This window comes from Paenibacillus sp. R-74696 (assembly GCF_055814915.1).
The window spans coordinates 88,845-113,922 of the sequence record NZ_JBPULM010000050.1; the positions used below are offsets into that span (position 1 = coordinate 88,845).

27 protein-coding genes are annotated in these 25,078 nt (G+C 49.4%); 1 reads left to right on the plus strand and 26 read right to left on the minus strand.

What is annotated here, in order from left to right; all coding sequences use genetic code 11:
• Positions 1-267: 267 nt before the first annotated feature.
• The 11 genes from pheA to rplU all read right to left on the minus strand — a co-directional run bounded on the left by pheA (position 268) and on the right by rplU (position 8,803).
• Complete coding sequence (pheA, locus tag ACSR9A_RS28885; RefSeq protein WP_473761762.1) at positions 268-1,161, minus strand: prephenate dehydratase; 894 nt, start codon at positions 1,159-1,161, stop codon at positions 268-270.
• Positions 1,158-2,135: a homoserine kinase gene (gene thrB, locus ACSR9A_RS28890; protein WP_473761764.1), complete on the minus strand. Its 978-nt coding sequence runs from the start codon at positions 2,133-2,135 to the stop codon at positions 1,158-1,160. The genes pheA and thrB overlap by 4 nt, the downstream gene beginning before the upstream one ends.
• A gap of 35 nt (positions 2,136-2,170) precedes the next feature.
• Entirely contained in the window at positions 2,171-3,457 is a 1,287-nt protein-coding gene (locus ACSR9A_RS28895; RefSeq protein ID WP_473761766.1) for a homoserine dehydrogenase, read from the minus strand.
• 45 nt (positions 3,458-3,502) lie between these two features.
• The gene (locus ACSR9A_RS28900) at positions 3,503-3,940 is read right to left on the minus strand and encodes an ACT domain-containing protein (RefSeq protein WP_341281759.1); all 438 of its coding nucleotides are present in this window, start codon (positions 3,938-3,940) and stop codon (positions 3,503-3,505) included.
• Between the two features lie 218 nt (positions 3,941-4,158).
• Positions 4,159-4,722, minus strand: a complete 564-nt coding sequence (locus tag ACSR9A_RS28905) for a hypothetical protein (protein ID WP_473761768.1) — start codon at positions 4,720-4,722, stop codon at positions 4,159-4,161.
• Between the two features lie 106 nt (positions 4,723-4,828).
• Positions 4,829-5,356 (minus strand): hypothetical protein, encoded by a 528-nt coding sequence (locus ACSR9A_RS28910; protein WP_473761771.1) that lies wholly within the window; start codon positions 5,354-5,356, stop codon positions 4,829-4,831.
• 266 nt (positions 5,357-5,622) lie between these two features.
• Complete coding sequence (gene obgE / locus ACSR9A_RS28915; protein WP_473761772.1) at positions 5,623-6,942, minus strand: GTPase ObgE; 1,320 nt, start codon at positions 6,940-6,942, stop codon at positions 5,623-5,625.
• Positions 6,943-6,955: 13 nt separating this feature from the next.
• Entirely contained in the window at positions 6,956-7,693 is a 738-nt protein-coding gene (locus ACSR9A_RS28920) for a Spo0B domain-containing protein (protein WP_473761775.1), read from the minus strand.
• A gap of 126 nt (positions 7,694-7,819) precedes the next feature.
• A complete protein-coding gene (gene rpmA / locus ACSR9A_RS28925; protein WP_046229372.1) occupies positions 7,820-8,131 on the minus strand; it encodes a 50S ribosomal protein L27 in 312 nt (103 codons plus the stop codon).
• 14 nt (positions 8,132-8,145) lie between these two features.
• Positions 8,146-8,481 (minus strand): ribosomal-processing cysteine protease Prp, encoded by a 336-nt coding sequence (locus ACSR9A_RS28930; protein ID WP_473761777.1) that lies wholly within the window; start codon positions 8,479-8,481, stop codon positions 8,146-8,148.
• 10 nt (positions 8,482-8,491) lie between these two features.
• On the minus strand, positions 8,492-8,803 hold the full coding sequence (gene rplU / locus ACSR9A_RS28935) for a 50S ribosomal protein L21 (protein WP_046229374.1): 312 nt from the start codon (positions 8,801-8,803) through the stop codon (positions 8,492-8,494).
• Between the two features lie 369 nt (positions 8,804-9,172).
• Between rplU and ACSR9A_RS28940 the strand changes: the two genes are divergently transcribed.
• Positions 9,173-10,051: an AraC family transcriptional regulator gene (locus ACSR9A_RS28940; protein WP_473761780.1), complete on the plus strand. Its 879-nt coding sequence runs from the start codon at positions 9,173-9,175 to the stop codon at positions 10,049-10,051.
• Positions 10,052-10,146: 95 nt separating this feature from the next.
• On the opposite strand, the gene ACSR9A_RS28945 is transcribed toward ACSR9A_RS28940, so the two are convergent.
• From ACSR9A_RS28945 to ACSR9A_RS29015, 15 genes are all read right to left on the minus strand, one after another.
• The gene (locus tag ACSR9A_RS28945) at positions 10,147-11,394 is read right to left on the minus strand and encodes an Rne/Rng family ribonuclease (RefSeq protein WP_473761782.1); all 1,248 of its coding nucleotides are present in this window, start codon (positions 11,392-11,394) and stop codon (positions 10,147-10,149) included.
• An 86-nt stretch (positions 11,395-11,480) separates the two neighbouring features.
• Positions 11,481-12,362 carry a M50 family metallopeptidase gene (locus ACSR9A_RS28950; RefSeq protein ID WP_473761785.1) on the minus strand — a complete coding sequence of 294 codons (882 nt, stop codon included), beginning with the start codon at positions 12,360-12,362 and terminating at the stop codon, positions 11,481-11,483.
• Entirely contained in the window at positions 12,355-13,290 is a 936-nt protein-coding gene (locus tag ACSR9A_RS28955; RefSeq protein WP_473761787.1) for a peptidoglycan DD-metalloendopeptidase family protein, read from the minus strand. Before ACSR9A_RS28955 ends, ACSR9A_RS28950 begins: the two co-directional genes overlap by 8 nt.
• Before the next feature lie 157 nt (positions 13,291-13,447).
• Positions 13,448-14,593 carry an FtsW/RodA/SpoVE family cell cycle protein gene (locus ACSR9A_RS28960; protein ID WP_473761789.1) on the minus strand — a complete coding sequence of 382 codons (1,146 nt, stop codon included), beginning with the start codon at positions 14,591-14,593 and terminating at the stop codon, positions 13,448-13,450.
• A gap of 7 nt (positions 14,594-14,600) precedes the next feature.
• Positions 14,601-15,392 carry a septum site-determining protein MinD gene (gene minD / locus ACSR9A_RS28965; RefSeq protein ID WP_473761791.1) on the minus strand — a complete coding sequence of 264 codons (792 nt, stop codon included), beginning with the start codon at positions 15,390-15,392 and terminating at the stop codon, positions 14,601-14,603.
• A gap of 3 nt (positions 15,393-15,395) precedes the next feature.
• Positions 15,396-16,064 (minus strand): septum site-determining protein MinC, encoded by a 669-nt coding sequence (locus ACSR9A_RS28970; protein WP_473762371.1) that lies wholly within the window; start codon positions 16,062-16,064, stop codon positions 15,396-15,398.
• A gap of 62 nt (positions 16,065-16,126) precedes the next feature.
• Complete coding sequence (gene mreD / locus ACSR9A_RS28975) at positions 16,127-16,660, minus strand: rod shape-determining protein MreD (protein WP_341281747.1); 534 nt, start codon at positions 16,658-16,660, stop codon at positions 16,127-16,129.
• Positions 16,657-17,538: a rod shape-determining protein MreC gene (mreC, locus tag ACSR9A_RS28980; RefSeq protein ID WP_473761793.1), complete on the minus strand. Its 882-nt coding sequence runs from the start codon at positions 17,536-17,538 to the stop codon at positions 16,657-16,659. The genes mreD and mreC overlap by 4 nt, the downstream gene beginning before the upstream one ends.
• Before the next feature lie 52 nt (positions 17,539-17,590).
• Positions 17,591-18,625 carry a rod shape-determining protein gene (locus tag ACSR9A_RS28985; RefSeq protein ID WP_473761795.1) on the minus strand — a complete coding sequence of 345 codons (1,035 nt, stop codon included), beginning with the start codon at positions 18,623-18,625 and terminating at the stop codon, positions 17,591-17,593.
• A gap of 42 nt (positions 18,626-18,667) precedes the next feature.
• Positions 18,668-19,357, minus strand: a complete 690-nt coding sequence (radC, locus tag ACSR9A_RS28990; protein WP_341281745.1) for a RadC family protein — start codon at positions 19,355-19,357, stop codon at positions 18,668-18,670.
• Positions 19,358-19,397: 40 nt separating this feature from the next.
• Positions 19,398-20,006 (minus strand): Maf family protein, encoded by a 609-nt coding sequence (locus ACSR9A_RS28995; RefSeq protein ID WP_473761797.1) that lies wholly within the window; start codon positions 20,004-20,006, stop codon positions 19,398-19,400.
• Between the two features lie 25 nt (positions 20,007-20,031).
• Positions 20,032-20,274: a DUF4321 domain-containing protein gene (locus ACSR9A_RS29000; RefSeq protein WP_338555257.1), complete on the minus strand. Its 243-nt coding sequence runs from the start codon at positions 20,272-20,274 to the stop codon at positions 20,032-20,034.
• Between the two features lie 63 nt (positions 20,275-20,337).
• Entirely contained in the window at positions 20,338-21,843 is a 1,506-nt protein-coding gene (locus ACSR9A_RS29005; RefSeq protein ID WP_473761800.1) for a hypothetical protein, read from the minus strand.
• A gap of 435 nt (positions 21,844-22,278) precedes the next feature.
• Positions 22,279-23,679, minus strand: a complete 1,401-nt coding sequence (gene murC / locus ACSR9A_RS29010; protein WP_341281742.1) for a UDP-N-acetylmuramate--L-alanine ligase — start codon at positions 23,677-23,679, stop codon at positions 22,279-22,281.
• A 7-nt stretch (positions 23,680-23,686) separates the two neighbouring features.
• A complete protein-coding gene (locus tag ACSR9A_RS29015) occupies positions 23,687-25,060 on the minus strand; it encodes a bifunctional folylpolyglutamate synthase/dihydrofolate synthase (protein ID WP_473761802.1) in 1,374 nt (457 codons plus the stop codon).
• Between the last annotated feature and the right edge of the window lie 18 nt (positions 25,061-25,078).

Sequence of the window (25,078 nt, forward strand, 5' to 3'; positions counted from 1 at the left end):
ACCTCCTGTCACGTTCTTTAAATAACAAGCATAAATACTGCCGTGCATGTTTGCTTGCTATCAATCTTTATATCCTATGCAGCACATGGGCAGGTGTCCCCAATTTTGCAAAAAAAATAGCGAGCCGCAGCCAGCTTCCCAGAAGCTGTGCGTCTCGCTATTAGCAAAAATCAATTCCCTCGGCCTAATTCAGCCATTTAATCTATCCTTACAGCTAAGAAGAGATGCGGTAACTTGCCGCATTCCCCATATCTGTTACCCGAGCTATTATCCTTTCGACTGCTGGAGCTGCTCATACGTAAAGCTTGGATAACAGCCCAGCACGCGTACCTGACAACCGATAGCTTCAATTTCAGAAATCGCAGCTGGAAGCAGCACGGTATCAAGCGACATCTCAATGTCGATATAAAAATAGGAATTACCCAGCTTTTTCTTCGTCGGACGCGATTCAATACGCGACAGATTGATGCGGCGCCATGCGAAAGCTGACAACACCTGATGCAGCGCACCTGGATAGTCATCCGGCAAATTCACCAAAATACTCGTCTTCTTGAAATCCGACTGCCGCGCCGTATAAGGCTGCTCACCCACGAGTAAAAATCGCGTATAGTTGTTGCTGTGGTCGGTAATGCTTGCCTGCAAAATATCAAGCTCATTGTTTGCTGCCGCTCTTGACGTACCAATCGCCAGCCAGCCTGCTCCCGGATTGTCGCGTACGATACGCACCGCTTCAGATGTACTGCCAACATGCTCGGTATCAGCATGCGGAATTTCGCTTCTAAGAAACTGCAAGCACTGCGCCATTGCCACCGGGTGGCTGATTACCTTTTTCACACGGGAATAATCTACAGCGCCATACTCATTCGTCAGCTCTGAACGCCTGCCGATTAAATTTTGAATGGAAGGATACACCCATTCGGCCTGAATCGGCAAGTCCACTTCATGAACCATCCAGTCCATATGCAGACTAACCGAGCCTTCAATTGTGTTCTCAATCGGAATAATGCTATAGCCGCTTTCCCCTTTAACCGTCGACAGAAACACATCGGCAATGAGTCGATGATGCTTCCACGCTACTTCTTCTCCAGCAAAAAACTGCCGTGCCGCTTCGTCTGATACAGAACCCGCTGGCAGTAAAGCAACCGATTTAGTCGTACTCATACGGCCTCTCCTCTAATCCGCTCAAGCAAGCCCAGCGATTCTGTGCCAGCCTCTGCCTGCTCTATCGTTACTACCGGCCCTTCCGCACATGGCTTCAGCCATAGCGTCTGCGCCTCAATCCCTTCCTGCTTCAACGTTCCCAGCAGAAAATGCTCCAGCTCCTGCTTGCGAGGGCTGTCCGACTCTACAAAAGCGATGAGCGTCGGGCCTGCGCCGCTTAAAGCTGCTCCCAGCGCGCCATAATCGGCCGCTTTGGCCAAAATTTCCGCCATGCCGGGAATAAGCGCTGCCCGGTATGGCTGATGCAGGCGATCCCGCATCGCATGGCGAATGAGCCCTAGCTCGCCGCTGGCAAGAGCCGCAACGAGCAGCGAGCTGCGGCTCACATTAAATACCGCATCCTGCATGCTGATTTGTTTCGGCAGCGCATGACGCGCCTTCTCCGTAGACAGCTGGAATGCGGGAATTGCAACGAGCGCTTCCAGCTTCTCATGCGGCGCCAGACGAACATAATCTGCCCGCTCTCCATCCCAAGCGGACACGACAATGCCGCCAAACAGCGACGCGCCAACATTGTCCGGGTGGCCCTCCAGCGCTGTCGCCATCTGAAACAGCTTATCATCAGACAGCGGACTGCCGATTAACGCATTGGCGGCAACCAGCGCACCTACGATTGCCGAAGCGCTGCTGCCAAGTCCGCGTGTAAGCGGAATATTGCTGTACATCGCAATGTCCAGCTCTGGTACCTGTACACCCGCTTCCTTGAATACAAGCTGCGCCACTTTATAGATCAAGTTCGACTTATCCTCAGGGATGCCTGTCATTTCGTCTCCATATAGGCGCAGCACCGTACGCTCGGCAACTGACATTTCAACCCAGGCATAAAGGGATAGCGCCATGCCCAGCGTATCGAAGCCTGGACCCAAATTAGCGGTGCTCGCAGGCACCTTTACGATTACACGACGGTTATTCATAACGTTATAAAGCTCCTTCGATTACTAGTGTTGGCTTAACCTTCAACGCGATACACGCTCTTCACCTTGCGGATAACATCGAGCTCTTCAAAGGTTTGCAACACCTTCTGCATCGCTGCTTTATTCGCATCATGCGTAATGACGATAATTTCTGCTTCTGGATTGACGGGGTTCGGCTGCTGCAGCACCGATTCCAAGCTCACCTCAAAGTCCGCAAATACTTGAGTAATACGGGCAAGCACGCCTGCGCGATCTGCTACATGGAGGAGCAGGAAATATTTTGAGGAAATTTGCTCATCGGTTTTGAGCTTCTTCTCCTTATACGTCATAATGCCTTGCTTGCCGTTAACGCCAAGCTTCAAGTTTTTCACAACTGCCACGAGATCGGCAACAATCGAGGTAGCCGTAGGCATGCCGCCAGCGCCCGGGCCATAAAACATCGTTTCTCCAACTGCTTCGCCATGTACATATACGGCGTTGAATACGCCATTAACCGACGCGATAGGGTGCGTTTGCTTCACCATCGTTGGCTGTACACTAATGCTGAATTCATCATCTTGACGCTCTGCGATGCCAAGCAGCTTAAGCTCATAACCCAGACGCTTCGCATATTGGATGTCTTCACGGCTGACCGATGAAATTCCTTGAACGGATACATCATCCAAGGCCACTTTGGCGCGGAAGCCAAGCGTCGCCAAAATCGTCATTTTGCGCGCAGCATCCAGTCCCTCAACGTCAGAGGTCGGATCGGACTCCGCATAGCCGAGTGCTTGAGCTTCCTTAAGCACATCGGAGTACGAAGCACCTTCCTGGCTCATTTTCGTCAAAATATAGTTCGTCGTGCCGTTAACGATACCCATAATTTTAGTAATCCGGTCGGAGGAGAAGCCTTCGATCAAAGTACGGATAATTGGAATGCCGCCAGCTACGCTCGCCTCATAAAGCACATCGCAGCCATGCTCCTGAGCAACTGCCAAAATTTCCGTGCCATGCAGCGCCATCAAATCTTTATTGGCAGTCACGACGTGCTTGCCGCGAGATAAAGCTTCAATAATATATGGCTTCGTCTGTTCAATTCCGCCCATGACTTCGACGATTACATCAATTTCGGGATTGTGGATAATTTCCCAAGGATCCTCTGTCAGCTTGGATGGATCGATTGAAATATCGCGCGCTTTGTTTTTGTTGCTGACGAGCACCTTCGCAATTTCAATTGCCGAACCGGTCTGGCTTTGCAGATCCTCCTGATGTCCTTCCACGATGCGGACGACACCTGTTCCTACTGTTCCAAGCCCTAGCAAGCCTACTTTAATTGGTTTCATATGATTCCCTCCATTTATACTTCAATAAAATAACGTTCTATTTCATCAGCCTTGCCCGATTACGGCGGCTTTACGCACACCCTGCTGGCTGCGAATAACATCCATTAAAGAGTCCAAATCCCCGCTGAGCTGGGAAACGTCAACTGAAATGACCACATGGGCAAGTCCTTGCAGGGGAATGCTTTGGTTGATCGTCAGCACATTGCCTTCATGCGCCGCCACGAGCGACAGCACCTTTGACAGCACACCCGATCGATGCTCCAGCTCCATGGAAATGGTTACTAGCCGCTCACGGTTAATTTGATGCATCGCATAAACGCCATCTTTATACTTGTAAAAAGCGCTCCTGCTCAGGTTCGCCTTCTCGGCCGCCTCATGCACCGTTGCCGCTTCGCCTCTGGCAAGCATCTCCTTCACCTGCAATGTCTTGAGAATGGCTTCCGGCAGCATATCCTCCCGTACAGCAAAATACCGCTGCGTCACTTCCGTCCCCCCTAAAAAGACATTTGTTCTTCTATAAAGGACATTATAGCGGAATCATAGGGCTGGGGCAATAGGTTTAAATGATAATCCGCTTTTTATCTCGAATCGTCCTCAAAAAAAACGTTCCCCGCAAAGTTAAGCTTCGCAGGGAACGCTTTCAATTTCATCATTACTTTGTGGTTATCACGGCAAAGCGTCCGCCTCGCGCGCTGCGCAGCCTACTGCTCTGTCCAAGTGATAGTCAGCTCGGAAATGCCTTCCTCAGAAGCCAGCTTGCCGCCGATGATCGATATGAATTCAGAGCCGGAAATCGTTCCCTGAATCACAATATTTTTATCATCTATCGTCTGGGCACCGTCCTTCAGCTTCTTTTCATTTACATAATCTTTATACAATTGGCCAAGCTTGTCGAAGCTTTCCTTCGTCTTGAAAACAAGCAAAACCGATTTTTTGCCGTCATCGATATTTTCCGTCGAATTTATAATAACCGCATCATCGGGAATCGGGAAATCGGCGGGCAAATAGCCGGGTCTCACGCTTTCAGACGATTCTCCTCCGCCTTTACCCTCATCCGAAGGAGATGGAGATGGGGATGACGCAGCAGCATCGCTTGGCGTCGCTTCCACTCCAGGGCTTGTGCTTTCCGCTGTATATCCCGGAGCTGCACTCATTGTTTCCTGAGGAGCTGTATTTGTCCCGTTCTCGGCATTATCGCCGCAGGCGCTTACGACACCCGCTATAATAACGACCGACAATAAAGAAAACCATTTATTTTTTTTCATGTTTTAACATCCTCTCACTAAAAGTAAAAATCATCATCACAGCAGCTCATGCAAGGAATCTTCAAGCAGGGCTGCATCCAGCTTAATAATTGCTGCTAAACGCTAGTCAATTTTCCGACCAGGTTACTGTAATTTGTGAAACGCCCGCTTCTGAAAGTGTGGTGCCCAGCAGCCATATCGAATGCGTTTTATCTATCGAGCCCTCAATCATAAGCTTCGAATCCGTAAAAGTCACGCTGCCATTTTCCAGCTTTTTATCTATCGCATAGGCTTGATAAAGCTTAGCAAGCTCATCCATCGACTTTTTTGTCGTAAAATTGAGCAATATCACTTTCTTGCCCTCATTTACCGAATTGGAGGAGGTCATGATAACAGCGTCATCAGGAATCGGAAAATCGTTTGGCAGATCAGCCGGTCTTGCAAGAGCCGAAGACGGTTCACTGCCATCTGGCAGCTCGGTTTGCTTCGGTTCTGCCTGTCTCTCGTGCTGACCCGCCACTGCCTGCTCAGGCCATGTCCGGTCCATCGCTGCTGGGGCGCCACTGCCTCCATCCCCCGCATCGTCGCTGCAAGCACTGAGCCATACGGAAATACTCACCATCGTAATTAAGGAGAGTACTTTGCTTCTTCTCATTACGTTAAACATCCTTTCAACTGCAGTTTTCCATAGCCTCGCAGTCTCTGCTGCCTAAGCCATGCTCGCTACTGATTCAGCATACCTCCTAACCCTTATCTCCACTTGTTTATGCCTTAGATAGGCCGAATCAATAAGCTGCTCTGTATAGCTATTACACCTTTTTCAGCAGGTTATAACAGTTTTTGCGCCATTTTGTGAAAATAGTGCTGGTTGAGCATATAAAAAAAGACGGCTTGCGCCGTCTCCTTGTGCTGCATATTTGATTAAGCCATATAGTCGCTGCCTTCGAAAAATTCAAAGGTGAAATCGCCAATTTGCACCGTATCGCCATCTTTAGCGCCGTGCTTGCGCAGCGCTGCATCAACGCCCATTTTCCGCATAATTTGGGCAAATCGCATGACCGAGTCATACGAAGTAACCTTCATACGCTTCAAATATTTCTCGATGCTTTCGCTTTCGACAACATACAGCTCGTTCTCTTTGCGAATCGTATAGCTGGATTCTTCGCGTTTCTCGAACGTAAACACCTTACGCTCCGTGACATCCTTCACTTCTTCGATTTCCAGTTCATCTGGAACCGACTCCAGCGTATCCATCGCCTTGTACAATAGCTCCTGTACACCCTGTTTCGTTAAAGAAGACATCGGCACGATAAGGTATTCCTTCTCGCCGCGCACCTCATCCAACTGCTGCTTAAACATCTCAAGATGCTCTGCCGCTTCCGGCATATCCATCTTGTTAGCCGCAATAATTTGCGGACGGTCGGCCAACTTCTCATTGTAGAGCACAAGCTCTTCATTGATTTGCAACCAATCCTCAAAAGGATCGCGACCCTCGGAGCCGGACATATCCAGCACGTGGACGATGACGCGGGTCCGCTCGACATGGCGTAAAAACTCATGTCCCAGACCAACGCCTTCATGCGCACCTTCGATTAATCCCGGTAAATCCGCCATCACGAAGCTGCGGTCATCGCCAACGTCTACAACCCCTAAATTCGGCGTTAACGTTGTAAAATGATACGCGCCAATTTTCGGCTTGGCCCCGGATACGACCGACAGCAATGTGGACTTGCCTACGCTTGGAAATCCGACAAGACCTACGTCTGCCATTACCTTAAGCTCAAGCACAATCCAGCGTTCTTGGCCTTCTTCACCAGTCTCGGCAATATCCGGAGCGGGGTTGTTAATCGTTGCAAAACGCGTATTGCCGCGTCCGCCGCGTCCGCCCTTTGCTACTATAATTTCCTGGCCATGACGTGTCATGTCAGCAATGATTTCCTGCGAGTCATCGTCAATAATGATCGTGCCTGGAGGAATGCGTACAATCATATCATCCGCACCCGCACCATGCATGCTTTTCACTTTGCCGCGCTCGCCGCGCTCGCCTTTAAAATGCTTCTGATAGCGGAAATCCATCAGCGTACGCAAGCCTTCATCCACGCGGAAAATAATATTTCCGCCTTTACCGCCATCGCCACCGGCAGGTCCGCCCTCCGGTACATACTTCTCACGGCGATAGGAAACGATTCCGTCGCCACCGTTGCCGCCTTTTACAAATATTTTCGCTTTATCGACAAACATGTTGTGCCCCCGTTCAAGCGCGCTTTTCCGCCTTAAGCCGTATTTCCTCCTGCGGATGTTCAATATCGACCGCCTGCAGAGTCGCGCCTTTCAACTGCTGTTTTATTTGATCCTTCAATTGTTGCTCATCCATTAGCTCGCCCTCAAGTTCGAAAGCAACGTGAAGCTGCTGCCCATCCCAATCAAGTACCAGTGTAAGCACGGCGACTTCGCCAAAACCAGGCTTAACCGCCAGACGATAGCTATTCATTATGCCAATTAATGCTTCGGAAATTTCGTGGCTGGCAAGCGGCAGCTCATTTAAATTCAAGTCCTGCTCTATGTCCACCTTCAGCTCAAGGCAGCTTGTCAGTGTACGGAAGCCTTGAATGTAGCTGACGAGCGCTGGCTCCCCCAGCTTAGAAATTTGACTCTCCGTTAGCATCTTTGCCCTTATTTTCTCCACATATTCCACCGTTTTATCCGGTTTCTGCATCCGCGTGTAGCCATATATCACTTGCAGGTCGTTCATCCAGTCATGCCGATGATGGTTTAGCGTCCTCATCCCTGCGGCCTGGAGGCTGTGTATCGTAAGTGCAAGCTGCTCTGCATGCTCACGCCGCTCCGAGCGAATCCAGATGACTGCAGCAGCCGTAAGCCAAAGCATGAAAAGCACTAGCAGCCAGACTGACGAAGGCCATACAAGCATAGCCACAGCCGGTAGCACAATAGAAAAAGCTGCGATGTGCTTTGCCGATTTAATGCGATCCATTTATTGATCCCACTTTCTTCCGCATGTTTCCCAGCTAATTCAGTATAACATGTCGCTGCATTAGCCGATAGGTCTTTAAGCAGCAAATGCCCCGGCCTACACGCGAGGCCGGGGCATTTGCTGCTATTATGCTTCTACTGCTGCGGCTACTGGAGCCAGGTCCACTGGATACACGCTCACTTTTTTGCGATCGCGTCCCCAACGCTCAAACTTCACAACGCCTTCGACTTTCGCATAAAGCGTATCGTCTTTGCCGATGCCTACGTTAGTTCCTGGGTGAATTTTTGTTCCGCGTTGACGGAACAAGATGCTTCCAGCAGATACGGTTTGACCGTCAGCACGTTTAGCGCCAAGACGCTTCGATTGACTGTCACGTCCGTTCTTTGTGGAACCTACACCTTTCTTCGAAGCGAAAAGCTGAAGATTCAGTTTCAACATGAGATTTCCCTCCCTCATTCAAGAGATTGTTGTTTAATCACAACATATTTTCCGTAGGACTGTGCGATCGTATTAAGCATCACGATCATCGACTCCAGCAGCAGCTGCACCTTATGATCGGTTTCCTGATCAGCTAACACCGGAATATCCGATGATAACCATCCATTGTCCATTACATAAGGAAGCTTCACATCTGCCAAAGCTTCAACCGAGTTGACCGTACCGACTGATATAGCCGACACGCCAGCGCAGACAATGTCTTTGCCGAGCTTCGCATACTTCGCATGTCCTTTAATCTTAAACGATGTAATCCGCTTGTCAGCATTTCGTACAATCGTAACCGTGATCATAATAATCCTCTTATGCTTGGATTTTGCCGATCGTTACTTTTGTGTACGGTTGACGATGACCTTGCTTACGACGGTAGTTCTTTTTGGCTTTGTATTTGTAAACGATGATCTTTTGGCCTCTGCCTTGTTTTTCAACAGTAGCAGAAACAGTAGCGCCGGAAAGAACTGGAGTACCAGTTACAAGACCGTCTGCACCGGATACAGCCAACACGCGATCAAACGTTACGCTTTCGCCTGCATTGGCGTTCAGTTTTTCGATGAAAAGCACATCGCCTTCCTGAACTTTGTATTGCTTGCCGCCAGTTTCGATAATTGCGAACATTGTGAGTGCACCTCCTTATTGTCGAAGACTCGCCTAATCCAGGTGAATTGCAGCATGGGCTGCCATTGCTTGTACCCGATCGGAGCGGTATCTGCAAGTCCGCTGTATAAAACAATCAGACATACTTGAACATTCTAGCATACAAAATGGAATCAAGCAACCTCTTTTCCACACGATTGTCTATAGCATACCCTCTTGCAGCACATTCCATTGTCTCTATTTTTTTTATTTTGTATAATAAGGCCAGTCTTACGGAACGGATTACGACGATCACCATTTAATCTAATCTGTCTGAAGTCAGCACGCAATGACAGGCAGCCCTCTGTTAAATGATGCTACAATATTGAGAGCAAAGGAAGTTGATGCGGCATGGAAGCTATTCTTCGAATGAAGGATGCACTCGACCTGATGGAGCAAAAAATGGAGGAACGCCTCGACATCGCCGATATCGCCAAGGCCGCCTATGTGTCGCCGTTTCATTTTCAGCGCATGTTCCACATGCTTACTGGAATGACAGTCGCGGAATATATCCGTAAGCGCAAGCTGACACTTGCGGCGCAGGAGCTGACGTCAAGCACCATAAAGGTCGCAGACGTTGCCTTTAAATACGGTTATGATACTCCCGAGTCATTCTCCAAGGCCTTTCGCCGCATTCATGGCATTTCGCCTTCGGAAGCGAGAGCACCCGGCGTTACATTGAAAGCATTCCCCCGCATTTCATTCCAGCTATCGTTGAAGGGAGACAAGGACATGGATTATCGTATTGAGGAAAAAGAAGCTTTTCAAATTGCAGGCTTGTCCTATGAAGTGAGCTGTAAGGACGGACAAAATTTCATCGATATTCCTAAGCTGTGGGAGGCATTCAACCAAAGCGAAGCGCCCGCCGAGCTTTATGCCAAAGGGGATGGGGCAATTATTGGCGTCTGTCTTGACGGCCAGCCCGATAAGGAGACATTCACCTATATGATTGCTACCTCTGTTGATGCCAATGTGGCTGACAAGGAAGAGAAATATACGGTCCGTACCGTTCCCGCAGCTACCTGGGCCATATTCACCTCGACAGGCCCATTACCTGATTCGCTTCAAAATGTATTTCGCCGGATTTTCCAAGAGTGGTTTCCCGGAACCGGCTATGAGCATGCCGGAGGCCCTGAGCTGGAGGTTTATTACGAAGGGGATACTTGCGCTGAAGATTACCGCAGCGAAGTATGGATTCCGATTTTGAAAAAAGAAGCAACCGGCGCTTAGCTCGCCAAACCTAAGCAAAAACGACCGATGAAGGCTCCTCTTCATCGGTCGTTCTATTTGTCGCGCACCCAAACGCTATCCCACTTTTTGCACAGCTAGACTTTAACTTGCCCCTGCCTGCCGCTTCCTCCGCAGCACGGACAGCGCTCCGTTAGCTGGCCCGCAGCACCCTCCCGCGCTTTTTTGCGGGTCACTTCCATAAGCCCTAGTCTTGTCCAGCCAACGACCGAGCATTTTGTCGGGTCCAGCCTCGCCCATTCATTCAGGCGCGCGATAATCCGCTCGCGGTTTGGTTCATTTTCCATATCGATAAAATCAATAATAATGATGCCGCCCACATCACGCAGCCGCAGCAGCCGGGCGATTTCATCAGCCGCCTCCATATTCGTACGGAAGACGGTATCCTCTAAATTCGTAGCGCCTGTGAATTTGCCCGTATTTACATCAATAACGGTCAGAGCTTCCGTCTCTCCCCATACTAGCGAGCCGCCGCTTGCCAGCCGAATATTCGGTTGAAACGCTTCATGCACCTGCCGAGTGACGTCAAAAGCATCAAATAGAGTAAGCGAAGCACCCCGGTCATACAGCTTGAGCCGTTTTTCGAGCTGCGGCGTCATTTCCCGCAGCAGCGCAGCCGCTTCCTGCAGGCGGGATGCATCATCAATCCATACCTCTTCCACTTTCATATCTAGCGTATCGCGGACAATTCGCCGCAGCAGACCCGCCTCCATATGTAGGCCTGCTGGTGCTTTCGCTTTCGCGGCCTGGCTTATTATACGCTCCCAGCTGGCGCGAAGCTGGGCAACATCAGCCGCAAGCGACTGCTCGGACTCACCTGAGGCAGCCGTCCGGAGGATGATGCCTTCCTCGCCTTGAAGCAGCTGCTCGCCTACATCGCGCAGTCTGGCACGCTCGCTGTCGGCAGCGATTTTTCGTGAAACGCCTACATATCCAGCCTGGGGCATGAGCACCAGCCAGCGCCCCGGCAATGTAAAGTGGGTCGTCACCCTGGCTCCCTTGCCGCCAAGCGGCTCCTTCATCACCTGTACCATCAGCTCTTGACCTGGCCGCACCAGCTCTTCAATTGAAGGCTTTATCTCCGGCTGCTTCTCCAAATTGGGATGCAATAAATCATCTATATAGAGAAAAGCGTTTTTGCCTAGACCAATATCTACGAACGCCGCCTGCATGCCAGGCAGCACATTAATGACACGCCCTTTGTAGACGTTGCCTACGAGGCCGCTTTTCTCCGACCGTTCCATAAAAAATTCCATGAGCCGGCCATCCTGCAAAACAGCTGTTTGAAGCATTTCTCCGTCACTGTGCATCAACATTTGCTTCATCTCTCAAACATCACCCGCCAGCTCTCACGTTTTCTTTTATATTAACACAAGTCGCAGCGGGAGTTCCTTATCTGTTTTTTGTCCCCTTAAGGAAGAAGCTCAATAACAGGACGGTTCGGATTGCGCTCAAGCAAATAACGGTCAACAACACGCTGCTCTGGAGCTATCATGGCAATGCTGGAGCCTCGCTCCATAATATAAAACAAGTGATACCGCTCGCGCCAAAGCAAACGAACGGCATATACCGCAGATTGCCTGCCATCCACCACGATAGGGCTGGCAAGCACGCCTTGCGCCATTTTGCGGATAGCTACCTGGTCGCGATGCATGAGAAACCGAATGAATAAATACGGAATGCTCCGATTATAGGTCCAGTTCGTCATAAACAGAAACGTTCCAATGATGAGCAGATTGAATTGAATAGCGCCGCCGGGACGCAGCAGCCCTAGCAGTGAAACGCCGATCATTAAGCTGCTGAGCACAAGGCTGATGCGTGCCGTCCAGCGCATAACGTTGAAAAAGTTCAAGCTATAGCTAAGGGCCGCTTGCAGCAGCTTCCCGCCATCAAGCGGATAAATCGGCAATAAATTAAATAAGCCAATCATCATATTTGCCTGAACGACATAGGCTGACCATTCGGGATCCCATAGTCCCAGCTGACCGAGGCCCCAAGCAGCTAGTCCCATCCATACATTTTGCAGCGGTCCGGCTATCGCTACAAGCGCATCCTCTCCCGCTGGAAGGCTGCCCGCATCCTCCACTTCAGCCACACCGCCGAAAGGCAGCAGCTTAACCTCGCGAATATGCCAGCCGAAATAACGCGCCACCAGCACATGGCCAGCCTCATGGACAATTACGATTAAAAACAAGGTGAACAGCTCGACAAAATAACCTGTTAATACGGAGGCCGCCATTACCAGCACAAACAACGGATGCACCGACCAGCGAATGCCCCTCCATTTAACCAAGCGGGATCACGCTTACCGGATCAATATAGCGGTCGTTTTGCTTAATTGCAAAATAAAGCAGGCTCGGCTCCTCACCGCTTGCTCTGCGCAGGCTTCCGACCTGATCGCCCGCTTCCACCCAATCATTCACGCCAACTGATGCATACCCTAGCTTGCCATATACGCTGACTCGTTCATCCGCATGCTGGACTACGACGGTTACTCCATTATCCGATGGCTCTGAGACAACAAGTACTCTGCCTGTCTCTACCGCATTTACCGCTTCCTCCGATGAGCCAGCAAGCTCGACACCGTTTAACAGCTCGGCAAAGGTACGTACGATAGCACCGCCTTCAAGCGGAGCAACGATAGGCAGCTTAACTGCACCTTCCGCAGCAGTTGCCTCCTTCTGCTCCTCTTGGAAAATCGGAATAAACGTCGGCGCTCCGGCAAACGTTTCTTTATACCATTTTGCCGCACTGGCAAAATCCAGCTCATCATGAAGCGCCTGCGCTACATAAGCTCGGCTCTCCATTGCCCACTTCTCATCAATCTGATATAAGCCCCATATGCCAGCGAACAACACAGCAGCCACCACTATTTTCCAACGCAGCTCGCGAAAGAAGGGATGTGGTTGTCCACCCTTTGGCGGCTCCGTATACGGCGGTTCTCCTGACGGATGTCCATAACGATAATCCATGCGGCTCGTCCGGCTTCGCTGATCGTCCTGTATCTGCGTCCATCCATCCCAAGGATTCGGGCTTTCCTTCCACAATTTCTCGGGGTCCCGCTCCTCCTCATCCAATGGTGGATAGTGCGGAGGCACAGTAGGTACGCTGTATTCCGCCCTTGAAAGCCGCTCTTGCATGAATCCATCCCGAACGGGCTGCTCCATTAATCGTCTAATTTTCTCTTCACGGCGCCTTCGCACCGCTTCCTTCGTATCCATCAACCGTTCCTCCCCCTCTCGCTTATCAGAGAGCTTGTTTCCTTCTACATCCTTATGAGGAAAAACGGACAAGTATGCAAATTCAGCAGGCAAAAAGAAAAAGAACGCTGCTTTCTCTTCCCAGAGAATTGCAGCGCCCTTCCAAGCAGCTAGGTGGTTATTCAGCCAGCTCATAAACTTCCTGATGAGCCTTTATACTGAATACTATGCCAATACTAATCATATTCAGGAGTAGAGAAGTACCGCCGTAGCTGATAAATGGCAGCGTGATGCCGGTAATCGGCATTAGTCCGATCATCATGCCGATATTTTGGAATATCTGAAATACGAACATAGAAGCAATGCCTATCGTCATATAGGCAGCGCGCAAATCATGACATTTGAAGGCGATTATTATAATTCGGTAAATGAGCAGGAAATACAGCAGCAGCAGCACGGCTGCACCCTGAAAACCAAATTCCTCGCCGATAACAGCAAAGATGGAATCGGAGTACGGATAAGGGATGAACTTCCCGTTTTTCATCTCACCCTGCAGATAACCGTCACCCGTAAGTCCACCTGAGCCTATGGCAATTTTGGCATTTTGAGATTGATAACTTTGATTAGCAGTTGCAGTATCCGGATGTAAAAAGGTATTAATCCTTGCATACCAGTGCTGTTTTTCTTGCGCTTCTAAAAACGTTTTAATCTCCGTGTTAAAAATATTAAATAAGGAAACAAACAAAATAGTACCGCCAATTGCTAACCCTAGCCCGATAAGAACATGTTTGTATTTAATATTCCCAATCCATAACATGCCGAGCAAGATAACTAAATAAATAATCGCATTACCTAAATCAGGCTGCATCATAACTAAAGCAAAGGGCAAAAAGGCAAAAGCACCAATAGGCAATAAATCCTGCATAAAACCTAAACGGTCACCTTTTTTACGTCCCATTATATAGGCTATTCCAACAATAAGAAAAATTTTCATTATTTCGGCAGGTTGAAAAGAAAATGAACCGAATCTAAACCAGCCCTTTGCCTTATTTATCTCAGATCCGAAAAAATAAACCAAGATGAGCAGTGTAACACCAAATCCATATAATACATGCCAACTCTTCAGCAAAATCCGATAATCAAAAACAGCAGCAAAAATAGCAATTAAAAATCCAGCAACATAAAAATAAACCATTTTTTTAGTTGAAGTGTCGTATTGAGAATTATCCCAAGTCGCACTATAAACAACTAGCAAACTAATCGCCATCAGGCAAACCAGGATTGCAACGATACCCCAGTCAATTTTTTTAAATTTATTCAGCACAATACAATCATCCTATTCCCAAAAACTTGCGGAACCGTTTGAAGGCGCCTGCCTTCTCATCTAGCAGCATAAGTGGAACCATATCGCCCAAAATGCGGCGGGCAATGTTGCGGTAAGCAATTGCCGCGCGCGACGAAGGGTCCATCACCGTCGGCTCGCCTGTGTTCGCGGATTTGATAACCTTCTCATCATCCGGCACGATACCGAGCAAATCAACGGCAAGCACCTGACAAATTTCATCAATATCAAGCATTTCCCCGCTCTTCACCATGTTCTGACGAATACGGTTAATGATGATTTTGGCAGCGATGCCCTCTTTCTCAAGCAGGCCGATGACTCGGTCTGCATCGCGAACCGCAGCATTTTCTGGCGTCGTAATAACAATAGCCCGATCTGCGCCGGCTATCGCATTGCGGAAGCCCTGTTCAATTCCGGCTGGGCAATCAATAATGACATAATCAAATTCCTTCTTCAGCTCCAGCACCATCTCTTTAACCTGTTCGGGCGATACATCATTTTTGTCCTTCGTTTGGGCAGCCGGCAGCATGTACAGCTCATCAAAGCGCTTGTCCTTGATCAGCGCTTGATTCAAGCGGCAGCGGCCTTCAGCCACATCGATGAGATCATAAATAATGCGATTTTCCAGCCCCATAACAACATCCAAATTACGCAGTCCGATGTCGGTGTCAACCATACATACCTTCTTGCCAAGCAGAGCCAATGCCGTTCCTAGATTGGCAGACGTAGTCGTTTTGCCAACGCCGCCTTTTCCAGATGTGACAACAATCGCTTCTCCCATAAGTTACACCCCTCTCAACATAATCGGATTATTGCGTAAACGGTATAATTGCGAAATTTTATCCATCTGCATCGTTCCCTCATTCAAAAAGGCAAACTCCATTGCTGGATCGCCCGACATCCATTCCTCTGGCGGCCTGCTAATGATATCTGCTATGCGCAATTGTGTCGGTCGCATCAGTGATGCCGCAATAATAACATCCGTTCGTCCGTTAACACCAGCATGAGCGACACCACGCAGCGCGCCCATCACATAAATATCGCCGGTGCTGATAATCGTTCCTCCCGGGTTCACATCCCCCGTCAGCAGCAAATCGCCTTCACGCTCTATCGTTTGACCCGATCGGATAATTCCACTGATGAGCTGAATGCCAGGTGGCGGAGCCGGCGGCTGGCTGCCAGCCGCCGGCTCCGATTCTACCGATTGTACAATCAGATTGCCCTGTGCGCGAATAACCGATCGAATCCGTTCTTTATCCTCATCGTCAAGCTGCCTGCTTCCTAGCTTGACATGGACGTGCACGAGCGGGCCGGTGAGCAGCTGCTGATGGGTTTTCTCCAGCTTGTAGTGCAGCTCATCGAGTAATAATTCAAGCTCACAACTATCGTCGAGAAGGAACACGAGACCTTCCTTGACGCCTTTAATCATAATATGCTGCTTTTCGGCCACGATTGTCCCTCCCCAACGTATTGCATTCTTTTCGAAACAATCGAATTCCTGCTTTAACCGCCAATTTATTCCTCATCCTGGTCCTGATTTAGCTTCGCATCCTGCTCATACAGCTTGCGAACTGGCACGTAAATAACCAAAGCAAAGGCAAGCTGCAAAAATAAGCTAGGCAAAATATGATCCAGCAGCGCGAAAGCATACGACTCCTCCGTCAACCGGAAAAGCGAATAAATAAAATAAACGGCTGAATCGTACGCAATGCACGCAAAGCCAATGACGGACAGGCAAGTAAGCAGTGTGCTGCGGCGGCGATCGAACAGAAGTCCGGCAAAATAACCGATTAGCCCCATCATGAACGTATGTACACCGAGCAAATGACCATAGTAGACGATATCCTGAATAAGTCCAATACCTATGCCAAACATCAGTGCCCGATGGCGACCGCTATACAGAGCAGCATATAATACAAAGACAAAGCTAAAATGCGGAATAATTTTGCCAGCATAATCGACCGGAATGATCCACGGCATGACGCTGCCCTCAATAACAAAAAGGAAAAACAACAGCAGGATAAGCCGATTCGTGCTCATCATACTCATTTCCCCGCATCCTCCGATGCAGACACCTCGACTACAAAAACCTCTTTAAGCTGGTTCAAATTTGCCGCCATCTCAATTGAAGCTGTGTACGTCAAGCCAAAATTGCCTACTTCCTTTGTCTCTACCGTTCCAATAACAAGACCGCGCGGGTAAACACTGTCACTCCCTGAGGTAACGACCAGATCACCGACGATCATTTTGTCGTTTTCGCCGATTCTCGTCATAATCAATCGCTGCGTCTCATCATCGTAGCTGGTAACCATTCCGAAAGAGTCGCTCTTGCCAAGAATAGTCGCCGCAATCGCATTTGAAGTGGGCGACTTTTCATCTAGCTCCGTAATCGGCATTACCGTTGCCGTATTCGGCCTTACCTGGCTGACAATACCGATAATGCCGTCAATGGTTGTAACCGCCATGTTCTGCTTGATGCCATTCAGCGAGCCTAAATTGATTTCCAGCGTCTTGCTGTACGGATTATTGTCAACGGCAATGACATGAGCAATGCGGTAGTTGTAATTGTTTATTCTTTTCTGCTGCTCTGTAAAATTCAGCTTTTTCTGCAAACTCTCATTCTCTTCCTGCAGAAAGTTATAGCCGATTTTGTCGCGGGCATAAGCCGCTGCTGTCAGTCTAAGCTGTTCATTCTCCTCATAAATCTCCCGGAGATTGCCAATATCCTCAAAGAAACCCGCTATTGAAGCAGCGGGCACATAAAACCATTGCTGAACGAATCCGACTGAATCTCCGATAAACTTCTCCGGTATACTCAGCTCCTTACGGTCACTTAGCGAGAAGCCGATAACCACAATGAACAGAATAAACCCGAACATAAGCATAAACATGCGCTTATTTCTAAACAGCTTAAACAGCTCGATCACCTGCCTGTTCTAATCACATTTTCATTTTTTGCCAAATTGGCAGGAAGCTCTTCTAGCGTTTCGAACGGCCGCCTGAGCCGCCTCTGCTCTTGAATAAATGAATATGGTCAAGCGAACGGCCGGTGCCAATGGCTACGCAGTCCAGCGGGTTTTCCGCTACAATGACTGGCATGCCGGTCTCGCGCTGCAGCAGCTTGTCCAAATTACGAAGCAGTGCTCCGCCGCCTGTAAGTACAATGCCGCGATCCATAATATCGGCCGACAGCTCTGGCGGGCATTTTTCAAGCGTGATTTTAACGGCATCCACAATAGCGGTCACCGTATCCGCAAGCGCTTCGCTTACTTCATCCGATGTTATGGCGAGTGTCTTAGGCAAGCCGGAAACGAGATCGCGGCCTCTAATTTCCACCGATTCCGGCGGATCAAGCGGCAGTGCTGTACCCAAATCCATCTTAAGCTGCTCTGCCGTACGTTCCCCAATCATTAGATTGTAGAAGCGTTTAATATATTGGATAATGGACTCATCCATTTCATCCCCAGCGACGCGAATCGAACGGCTTGTTACAATCCCGCCGAGCGAAATCACTGCAACCTCTGTCGTTCCGCCGCCAATATCAACGACCATGCTGCCCGTAGGCTCCCAAACCGGAAGATCGGCGCCAATCGCTGCTGCGAACGGTTCTTCAATCGTATAAGCTTCACGTGCACCTGCTTGCTTCGCTGCATCTTCAACCGCGCGCTTCTCAACTGCAGTAATGCCAGACGGCACGCAAATCATGACGTTCGGATGACGCGGAAACAAAGATTTTTGCTTTTGTGCTGAACGAATAAAATATTTAATCATCGTTGCTGTCGTTTCAAAGTCAGCAATGACGCCATCCTTCATTGGACGTACGGCGCGAATATTGCCCGGCGTTCTGCCGATCATTTTTTTCGCTTGCTCGCCAACTGCTTCTATCGTTTTCGTATCGGTACGCAGGGCTACCACAGACGGCTCCCTCACGACAATTCCTTTTCCTTTTACGTATACAAGAGTATTAGCTGTTCCCAAGTCAATGCCAAGATCTTTCGATAAACCACCAAACATGTTAGTGCTCCCTTCTGAAATGCCACAATCCTTCTTATTATATTACATGTAGCCTTGTTCCTTCAAACTAATAAACCTTCCATCACCTATAACGAGATGATCCAACACTTCAATGCCTACCAGCTCTCCAGCAGAAACGAGCCGCTTCGTCAGCGCGATGTCTTCAGGACTTGGTGTAGGATCGCCGCTCGGATGATTATGCACACAAATGAGCGAGGCGCTGCTGCATTTAATAGCCGCACGAAATACTTCCCTTGGATGAACGAGCGAGGCATTCAGCGTTCCCATCGAAAGCGTCTCTTGAGCAATAATGTGATTTTTCGTATTGAGAAAAAGACAGACGAAATGCTCTTTTTTCAAATGACGAAGCTCATCCATGACATAATTCGCCGCATCCTCTGGTCTCTTCACCGTAACAACCTCGCCATTGCCCGTACGAGATACTCTGCGTCCAAGCTCAAGTCCCGCACGCAATTGAATCGCTTTCGCCGGACCGATGCCGCGAATGGCCGTCAGCTCCTCCAGACTCATATCCATCAAGTTGCGCAAATTGCCGCATTCCTTCATGATATTACCCGCAAGATGGACAACTGATTCCTTTTTCGTGCCTGTTCGCAAAAGAATGGCCAGTAATTCCGTGTGACTGAGCGCTTCGGCCCCATATTTCATTAATCGCTCTCTTGGACGTTCTTCCTGTGGGACATCACGTATGAATTGGCGCTGCGGCTCCATGCCCATCCCTGCTTTCGTAAGTTAGCTTGAAATACGCGGATCAAAATACATGTATGCGATACGCTGCGAGCATATCTGACAGCAGTGACAGCGGCAAGCCGACAACGTTGAAATAACAGCCCTCGATTCCCTCAACAAGCGTGGCCCCATAACCTTGAATGCCATAAGACCCAGCTTTGTCATACGATTCCCCGGTAGCTATATAACGATGAATCTGTTCATCCTTAAGCGGCCTCATATGCACCTTCGTCATGCGATGAGCCGAAGATTGTTCACCATTATACGTTAAAACACAAGCAACACCTGTATATACTTCATGAGCTCTGCCTTGTAGGCTGCTCAACATAGCAAAAGCATCTGCCTCATCCACTGGCTTGCCCAGTACATGGCCATCCACAACGACAATCGTGTCCGCGCCTACGACGATAGAGGATTCAGTACTCCCCTGTTTCCGCAAAAGCTCAGCCGTTGCCCGCGCCTTGCGCAAGGAAAGCTGTTCCACAATTTGCTGAGGGCTCCAATCGGACGGCACACTTTCGTCCGCTTCTGAGGACAAAATATAAACCGGCAAGGAAAGGTCAAGAGAGGCGACCAGTTCCTTCCGGCGCGGAGACGACGATGCCAGCACAAACTGGCTGATCGGATTCATAGGTATAGCTCTCCTTCGTTTAAGCTTACATTTTGCGATAAAGCCATATAGCCACTATAACACCAATAATACTGAATAAGCTAATTTGGAAGTTAATCGTCATTGTAAAGCTCAGCACATATAAATCAACGGCAGGAGACCATGAAGCTTGAATCGCTTTGGTCAAGAAAGTTATTCCCGGAATCGACTCCAGCCAGCGTGCCACCAATGCCCCCGCAAGCAGACCGAGCACTAGGAAAAGCAATAACATCCAGCCATTTTTCTTCATCGTTCAACGCCTCTCGCCAAGTAATGACAACTGCACTCTATTATACCTTAGTATGATTTCCGTTTACAATGCGCGTATAGTCTCAAACCATGTTTTTTGTGTCAGGATCGCTTCCATTAAAGCTCGCTGTACCGACCACAAGTGTGCCTGGGAAGGGTTTTTATCATATTCCGTAAGCGACGAAGCTGCCGTATTTACCGCTTGGACAACCGCCCCCATCGACGCTTTACCCGCCTCGCCTTGAATGCCGGACTCCATCGCCTTTATGCTGAGCGTCCATTTTTGATGCTCCGCCCTCCAAGCCTTCGCCGCGTTCTCGCCAAGTGGTGCAAGAACTGGCTGCTCCAGCTGGGCCAGCGCCAAATCATCGAGCATGCTTATCAAGGCATTCGTCTGTTCAAAAAAGCGGTTTGCCTCTGCTGCATCCCCTTTAAATGGAAATTGCTGCGGCGCCTGAATGATCAGCTCCTTCACATATACCTCGGTGCCAGGCAGCATTTTGCTCAGCGCAATTGCCCTGCTGCGGTCACCCGCCATCCCCGCATATACCCGGTAGTCGTCTGCTGTTGTCGCAGCAGCAGCTGCAAGCCCCTTGCTAGCCAGCTCCTCCATGGCGGCATCCTTGCCTTCTGAGTTGCTAAATACGCCATATTGCAGCAAATGGTAGGCCTGTGGCTGGATAGCCACTTCTACCGTTTCAAGCGGCGCAGCTGAACTTGCCCCATTCCCCGCACCTGCTTCCGTGCCCAAGCCATTTTCCGCACTTTGCGAAGCTGGATTCCCGCTAACCGCGCTCGACTGCCCGCCCGAATTAGAGGGGTCTGCCGAGGAGGAATCCAAAAATAAAGACAGCAGCAAATACCCGAATAATGCTCCCGTTGCCAGCGCCCCAGCGACAGATAAAAAAACATTGATCCATGATGGCGAATGTCCAAGCTTGCGAATAGAGCGAACCGGATGGTTGCCCAGCTCAAGCTCAGGCGAATGCCGCTCGCTGTCATTTGCCCATCCATAGTGGGCATTTTCTGGCCCATGCTCCGCTCCATTGCCATTCCATTTTGAGCCGCTGAAAGAAGGTGCCTGCTGCTGGTGAGGATCATTGGATAGCGGGACCCCTTCCTGCTCGTCCATCTGAGACTGCTCTTCAGAAATATGAACAGGCGGCTCTTTATCTACTATATGTTTCGGCGATTTCGACGAAATGGGCGAATCGGCATGCGAACGGATTCGACTAGCCGTCTTTGTCTTAGATTCTTCAGGCAAGTGAGGATCCGACCCGCGAATCAATTGCTCCAGCTGATCCATATCCTCCCCGGCCTGGCTGCTCCATGGACTGAACTGCTCATCTGAATAAGTGGCTGCATTTTTGTATAAGGGGATGACTTCAGCAAAACCTCCCTGCTTCGAAGCACCTGGCTGCGCAGAAGCAGCCGGGATTTTCACAACAGGCTGCGCAGAAGCAGCCGGGATTTTCACAACAGGCTGCGCCGCGGCCATCTGCTTGTTTTCGGAGCGCGAAGCTTGTCCGGCTTGGTCGAAACGGTACGTAATGCGGTTTTTTGAGTTCATGTCATTCTCTCCTTGTCTCATTCTTCTATTCCTACTCTATGAGACAATTAAGAGATTTATGATTATGAACAAACGGATACGCAAGCAAAAACGACTTCGTCGTCCTTTGGCGGCGCGGCTCGTTTCATTCCGAGAAATATAAGCCCATTTATAAGTGCAGAACTTATAAATTCTTATATTTTAAATAACATTCGCAGCTTACCTCAAGTTTCGTACAGTCGACAACCTTTTTTGCTATAAAAAGCTAAGGGAATTGTATCCATCATATAAAAGCTGTGCTAGCTCATTTGAATGCATGATGTAAATATCTTCAAAGACATTTCCATAGTTTGGGCACAGCTCCTTTTTGCAACGAAACAAAAAACGCTGGAAAACGATTTTAACGTTTTCCAGCGTTTAATGGAGTCCATATGCCCTTAGCAAGGGATACCAGCTTTATTTACGGCCTGCCTTCAGCCATTTAGCCAAAGCATCCGCTGTTTTCCAAATATCGCCGGCTCCCATCGTAATGACAAGATCGCCAGCAGAAGCAGCTGTCTTCAAATACTCCAGCACTTCTTCCTTTGTCGCAATAAACGTCGTATTCGCATTGCTGTTCGTCTTAATCAGCTCGACCAGCCTCTCCGAATTGACGCCCTCAATTTGCTGTTCGCCAGCTGGCGAATAGATATCGGTAATGATGACCTCGTCCGCTTCCGGAAACGCCCGGCTGAACTGGTCGAGAAGGAAATAGGTACGCGTGTAACGCTGCGGCTGGAACACGGCTACAATCCGTTTGCCTGTCGCTTTGGCAGCACTGATCGTTGCGCTGATCTCGGTAGGATGATGGGCATAGTCGTCAATAACGAGAATGTCCTCTACTTCGCCGAGCACTTGGAAACGACGCTTCGCCCCAATGAATTCACGAATAGCGCCCGCAATTTGCGCAAATGGCAGCCCTGCTTCCAGGCAGGTAATAATGGTAGCCATCGCGTTATATACATTATGTTTACCTGGTACAGACAGTTCTACCTGGCCCAGCAGCTTCCCTTGGTGGGTAAGCTCGAACGATACTTTGCGGTCACCAAGCACGACTTTCTCTGCCTTGTACTGGGCTTCACCATCAATGCCGTAAGTAACGAGCTGTGATGGGTCGAGCGATTGGCTTGCATACAGCTTGCTGATGATCTCGTCAATATTGTCATCGTCCGCGCATACGATAGCTTTGCCATCCGGCTTTACCTGCGACAGAAACTGAACGTAGGCAGCCTTCAGCTTGCCGAAATCCCCGTCATAGTTTTCCAGATGATCCGGTTCAATATTGGTTACAATCGCAATAGACGGGTGATAATGCAGGAAAGAGCCATCACTCTCGTCGGCTTCCGCTACGACGTATTCCCCTTTTCCCGCTTTTGCATTCGTGCCGACGTTTACAATCTCGCCGCCAATGATATACGTCGGATCGGTTCCGCAGTTTTCCATAACGAGCGCGATCATCGACGAGGTCGTCGTCTTGCCATGAGCGCCGGCAACAGCGACGCCCTTGCCTTCATTCATAAGCTGAGCCAGCATTTGCGAACGATGCAGCACCGGAATATTGAGAGCTTCCGCGGCGCGGCGCTCTACATTATCCTTCGTTAGTGCAGTGGAGTAAACCACCAGCTCCGCACCTTTAATATTTTCCGGCTCATGACCGATATAGATTTTTGCGCCTTTCGCCGCCAGCTTCTCTGTGAGTTCCTGACGAGCGACATCAGAACCAGTTACAGTATAGCCCTTCTCCAGCATAACGCGGGCGATAGCACTCATCCCGTAACCGCCTATTCCGATGAAATGAACATGTTTTGCTGTATTCAAAGACGGTTCACCAACCTTTTTCAGAATCAGAGTTGTACAATAAGCGGGCGCGAACGTCCGCTATTAAATAAAGCGTTCCGGTCACAACCCCAAGGTCTGTTTCCCCGGTCAAATGCTGCAGCTGCTCAAGCGCTGCTTTCCAGTCAGGCTCCACAATCAACTCAAAAGCCTCGTCCCCCTGTACAGCACGTACTAGATCAGCCAGCGCCTGCGCATCTTTTTTGTTGCGAAAATCAGGCTCGGTCACAATTAGCGTATCTACTATTGGCAGTATATGCTTCATAACCTCGCGATGATTCTTATTATCCAGCATACCCATCATTAGGATTAAACGATCATAACGATAGGTTGATTTTAATGCGGCAGCAAGCGTCTGTGCTCCCTCAGGATTATGCGCGCCATCAATAAGAATACGCGGGGAATGCGACACCATTTCCAGGCGCCCAGGCCATGCAGCAAGGCGCAGCCCCTCCTCCAGCGCATCATCCTCCACAATAAGAGCCGCATATTGGCGAAGCACCTCAAGGGCCATCACTGCGACCGCTGCATTCGTGCGCTGATGGGCGCCGTTCAGCGTGATCGTCAGTGGATGAATCGGACGGAAAAGCCCATCAAAACGGAACGTTTGCTCATCCTCGCGAACCGAAAGCGCCGTCTCGCTGAACTGCTCGCCTAACAAATACAGCGAGCTTTTGCTGTCGATCGCTTTTTGCCGAATAACTTCGACCACTTCTGGCTGCGTAACCGCACTCACGACGGGAACGCCAGGCTTAATAATGCCTGCCTTTTCCGCCGCTACCTTCTCCAGCGTATCGCCAAGGCGATCCATATGGTCATGCCCGACATTGGTAATGATGGAGAGAACAGGCGTCACAATATTCGTAACGTCCATTCGTCCGCCAAGCCCCGTTTCCCATACGACATAATCGGGATAGGTTACCTTAGCGAAATACAAGATAGCCAGCGCCGTAGACACCTCGAACATCGTTGGAGAGCCCAGCTCAGTTGCCGCAATTTCCTCAACGATAGGCTTTAGCACATTCGACAGCTCAAGCAGTGTCTGCTCTTCAATATCAGCGTTATTATATTGAAAACGATTCGTAAACTTCGTAATGTATGGCGATGTAAACGTACCTACATCATAACCGCATTTAATGAGCGTGCTCGTCAAAAAAGCACAGGTAGAACCTTTGCCGTTCGTTCCAGCGACATGGATAAACTTCAGTCTGCGATGCGGATTGCCCAGCCGCTCCATCAAGACTAGGGCCCGCTCAAGACCAGGCCTTATTCCGAATGGAATAAGACCATTTATCCAATCTACTGCTTCCTGGTAAGACTGCAGCCCGCCGCTTTCCGGCTGGCCTGAGAGCTGATTTGTCATCGTAGAAACGCCTTCTTT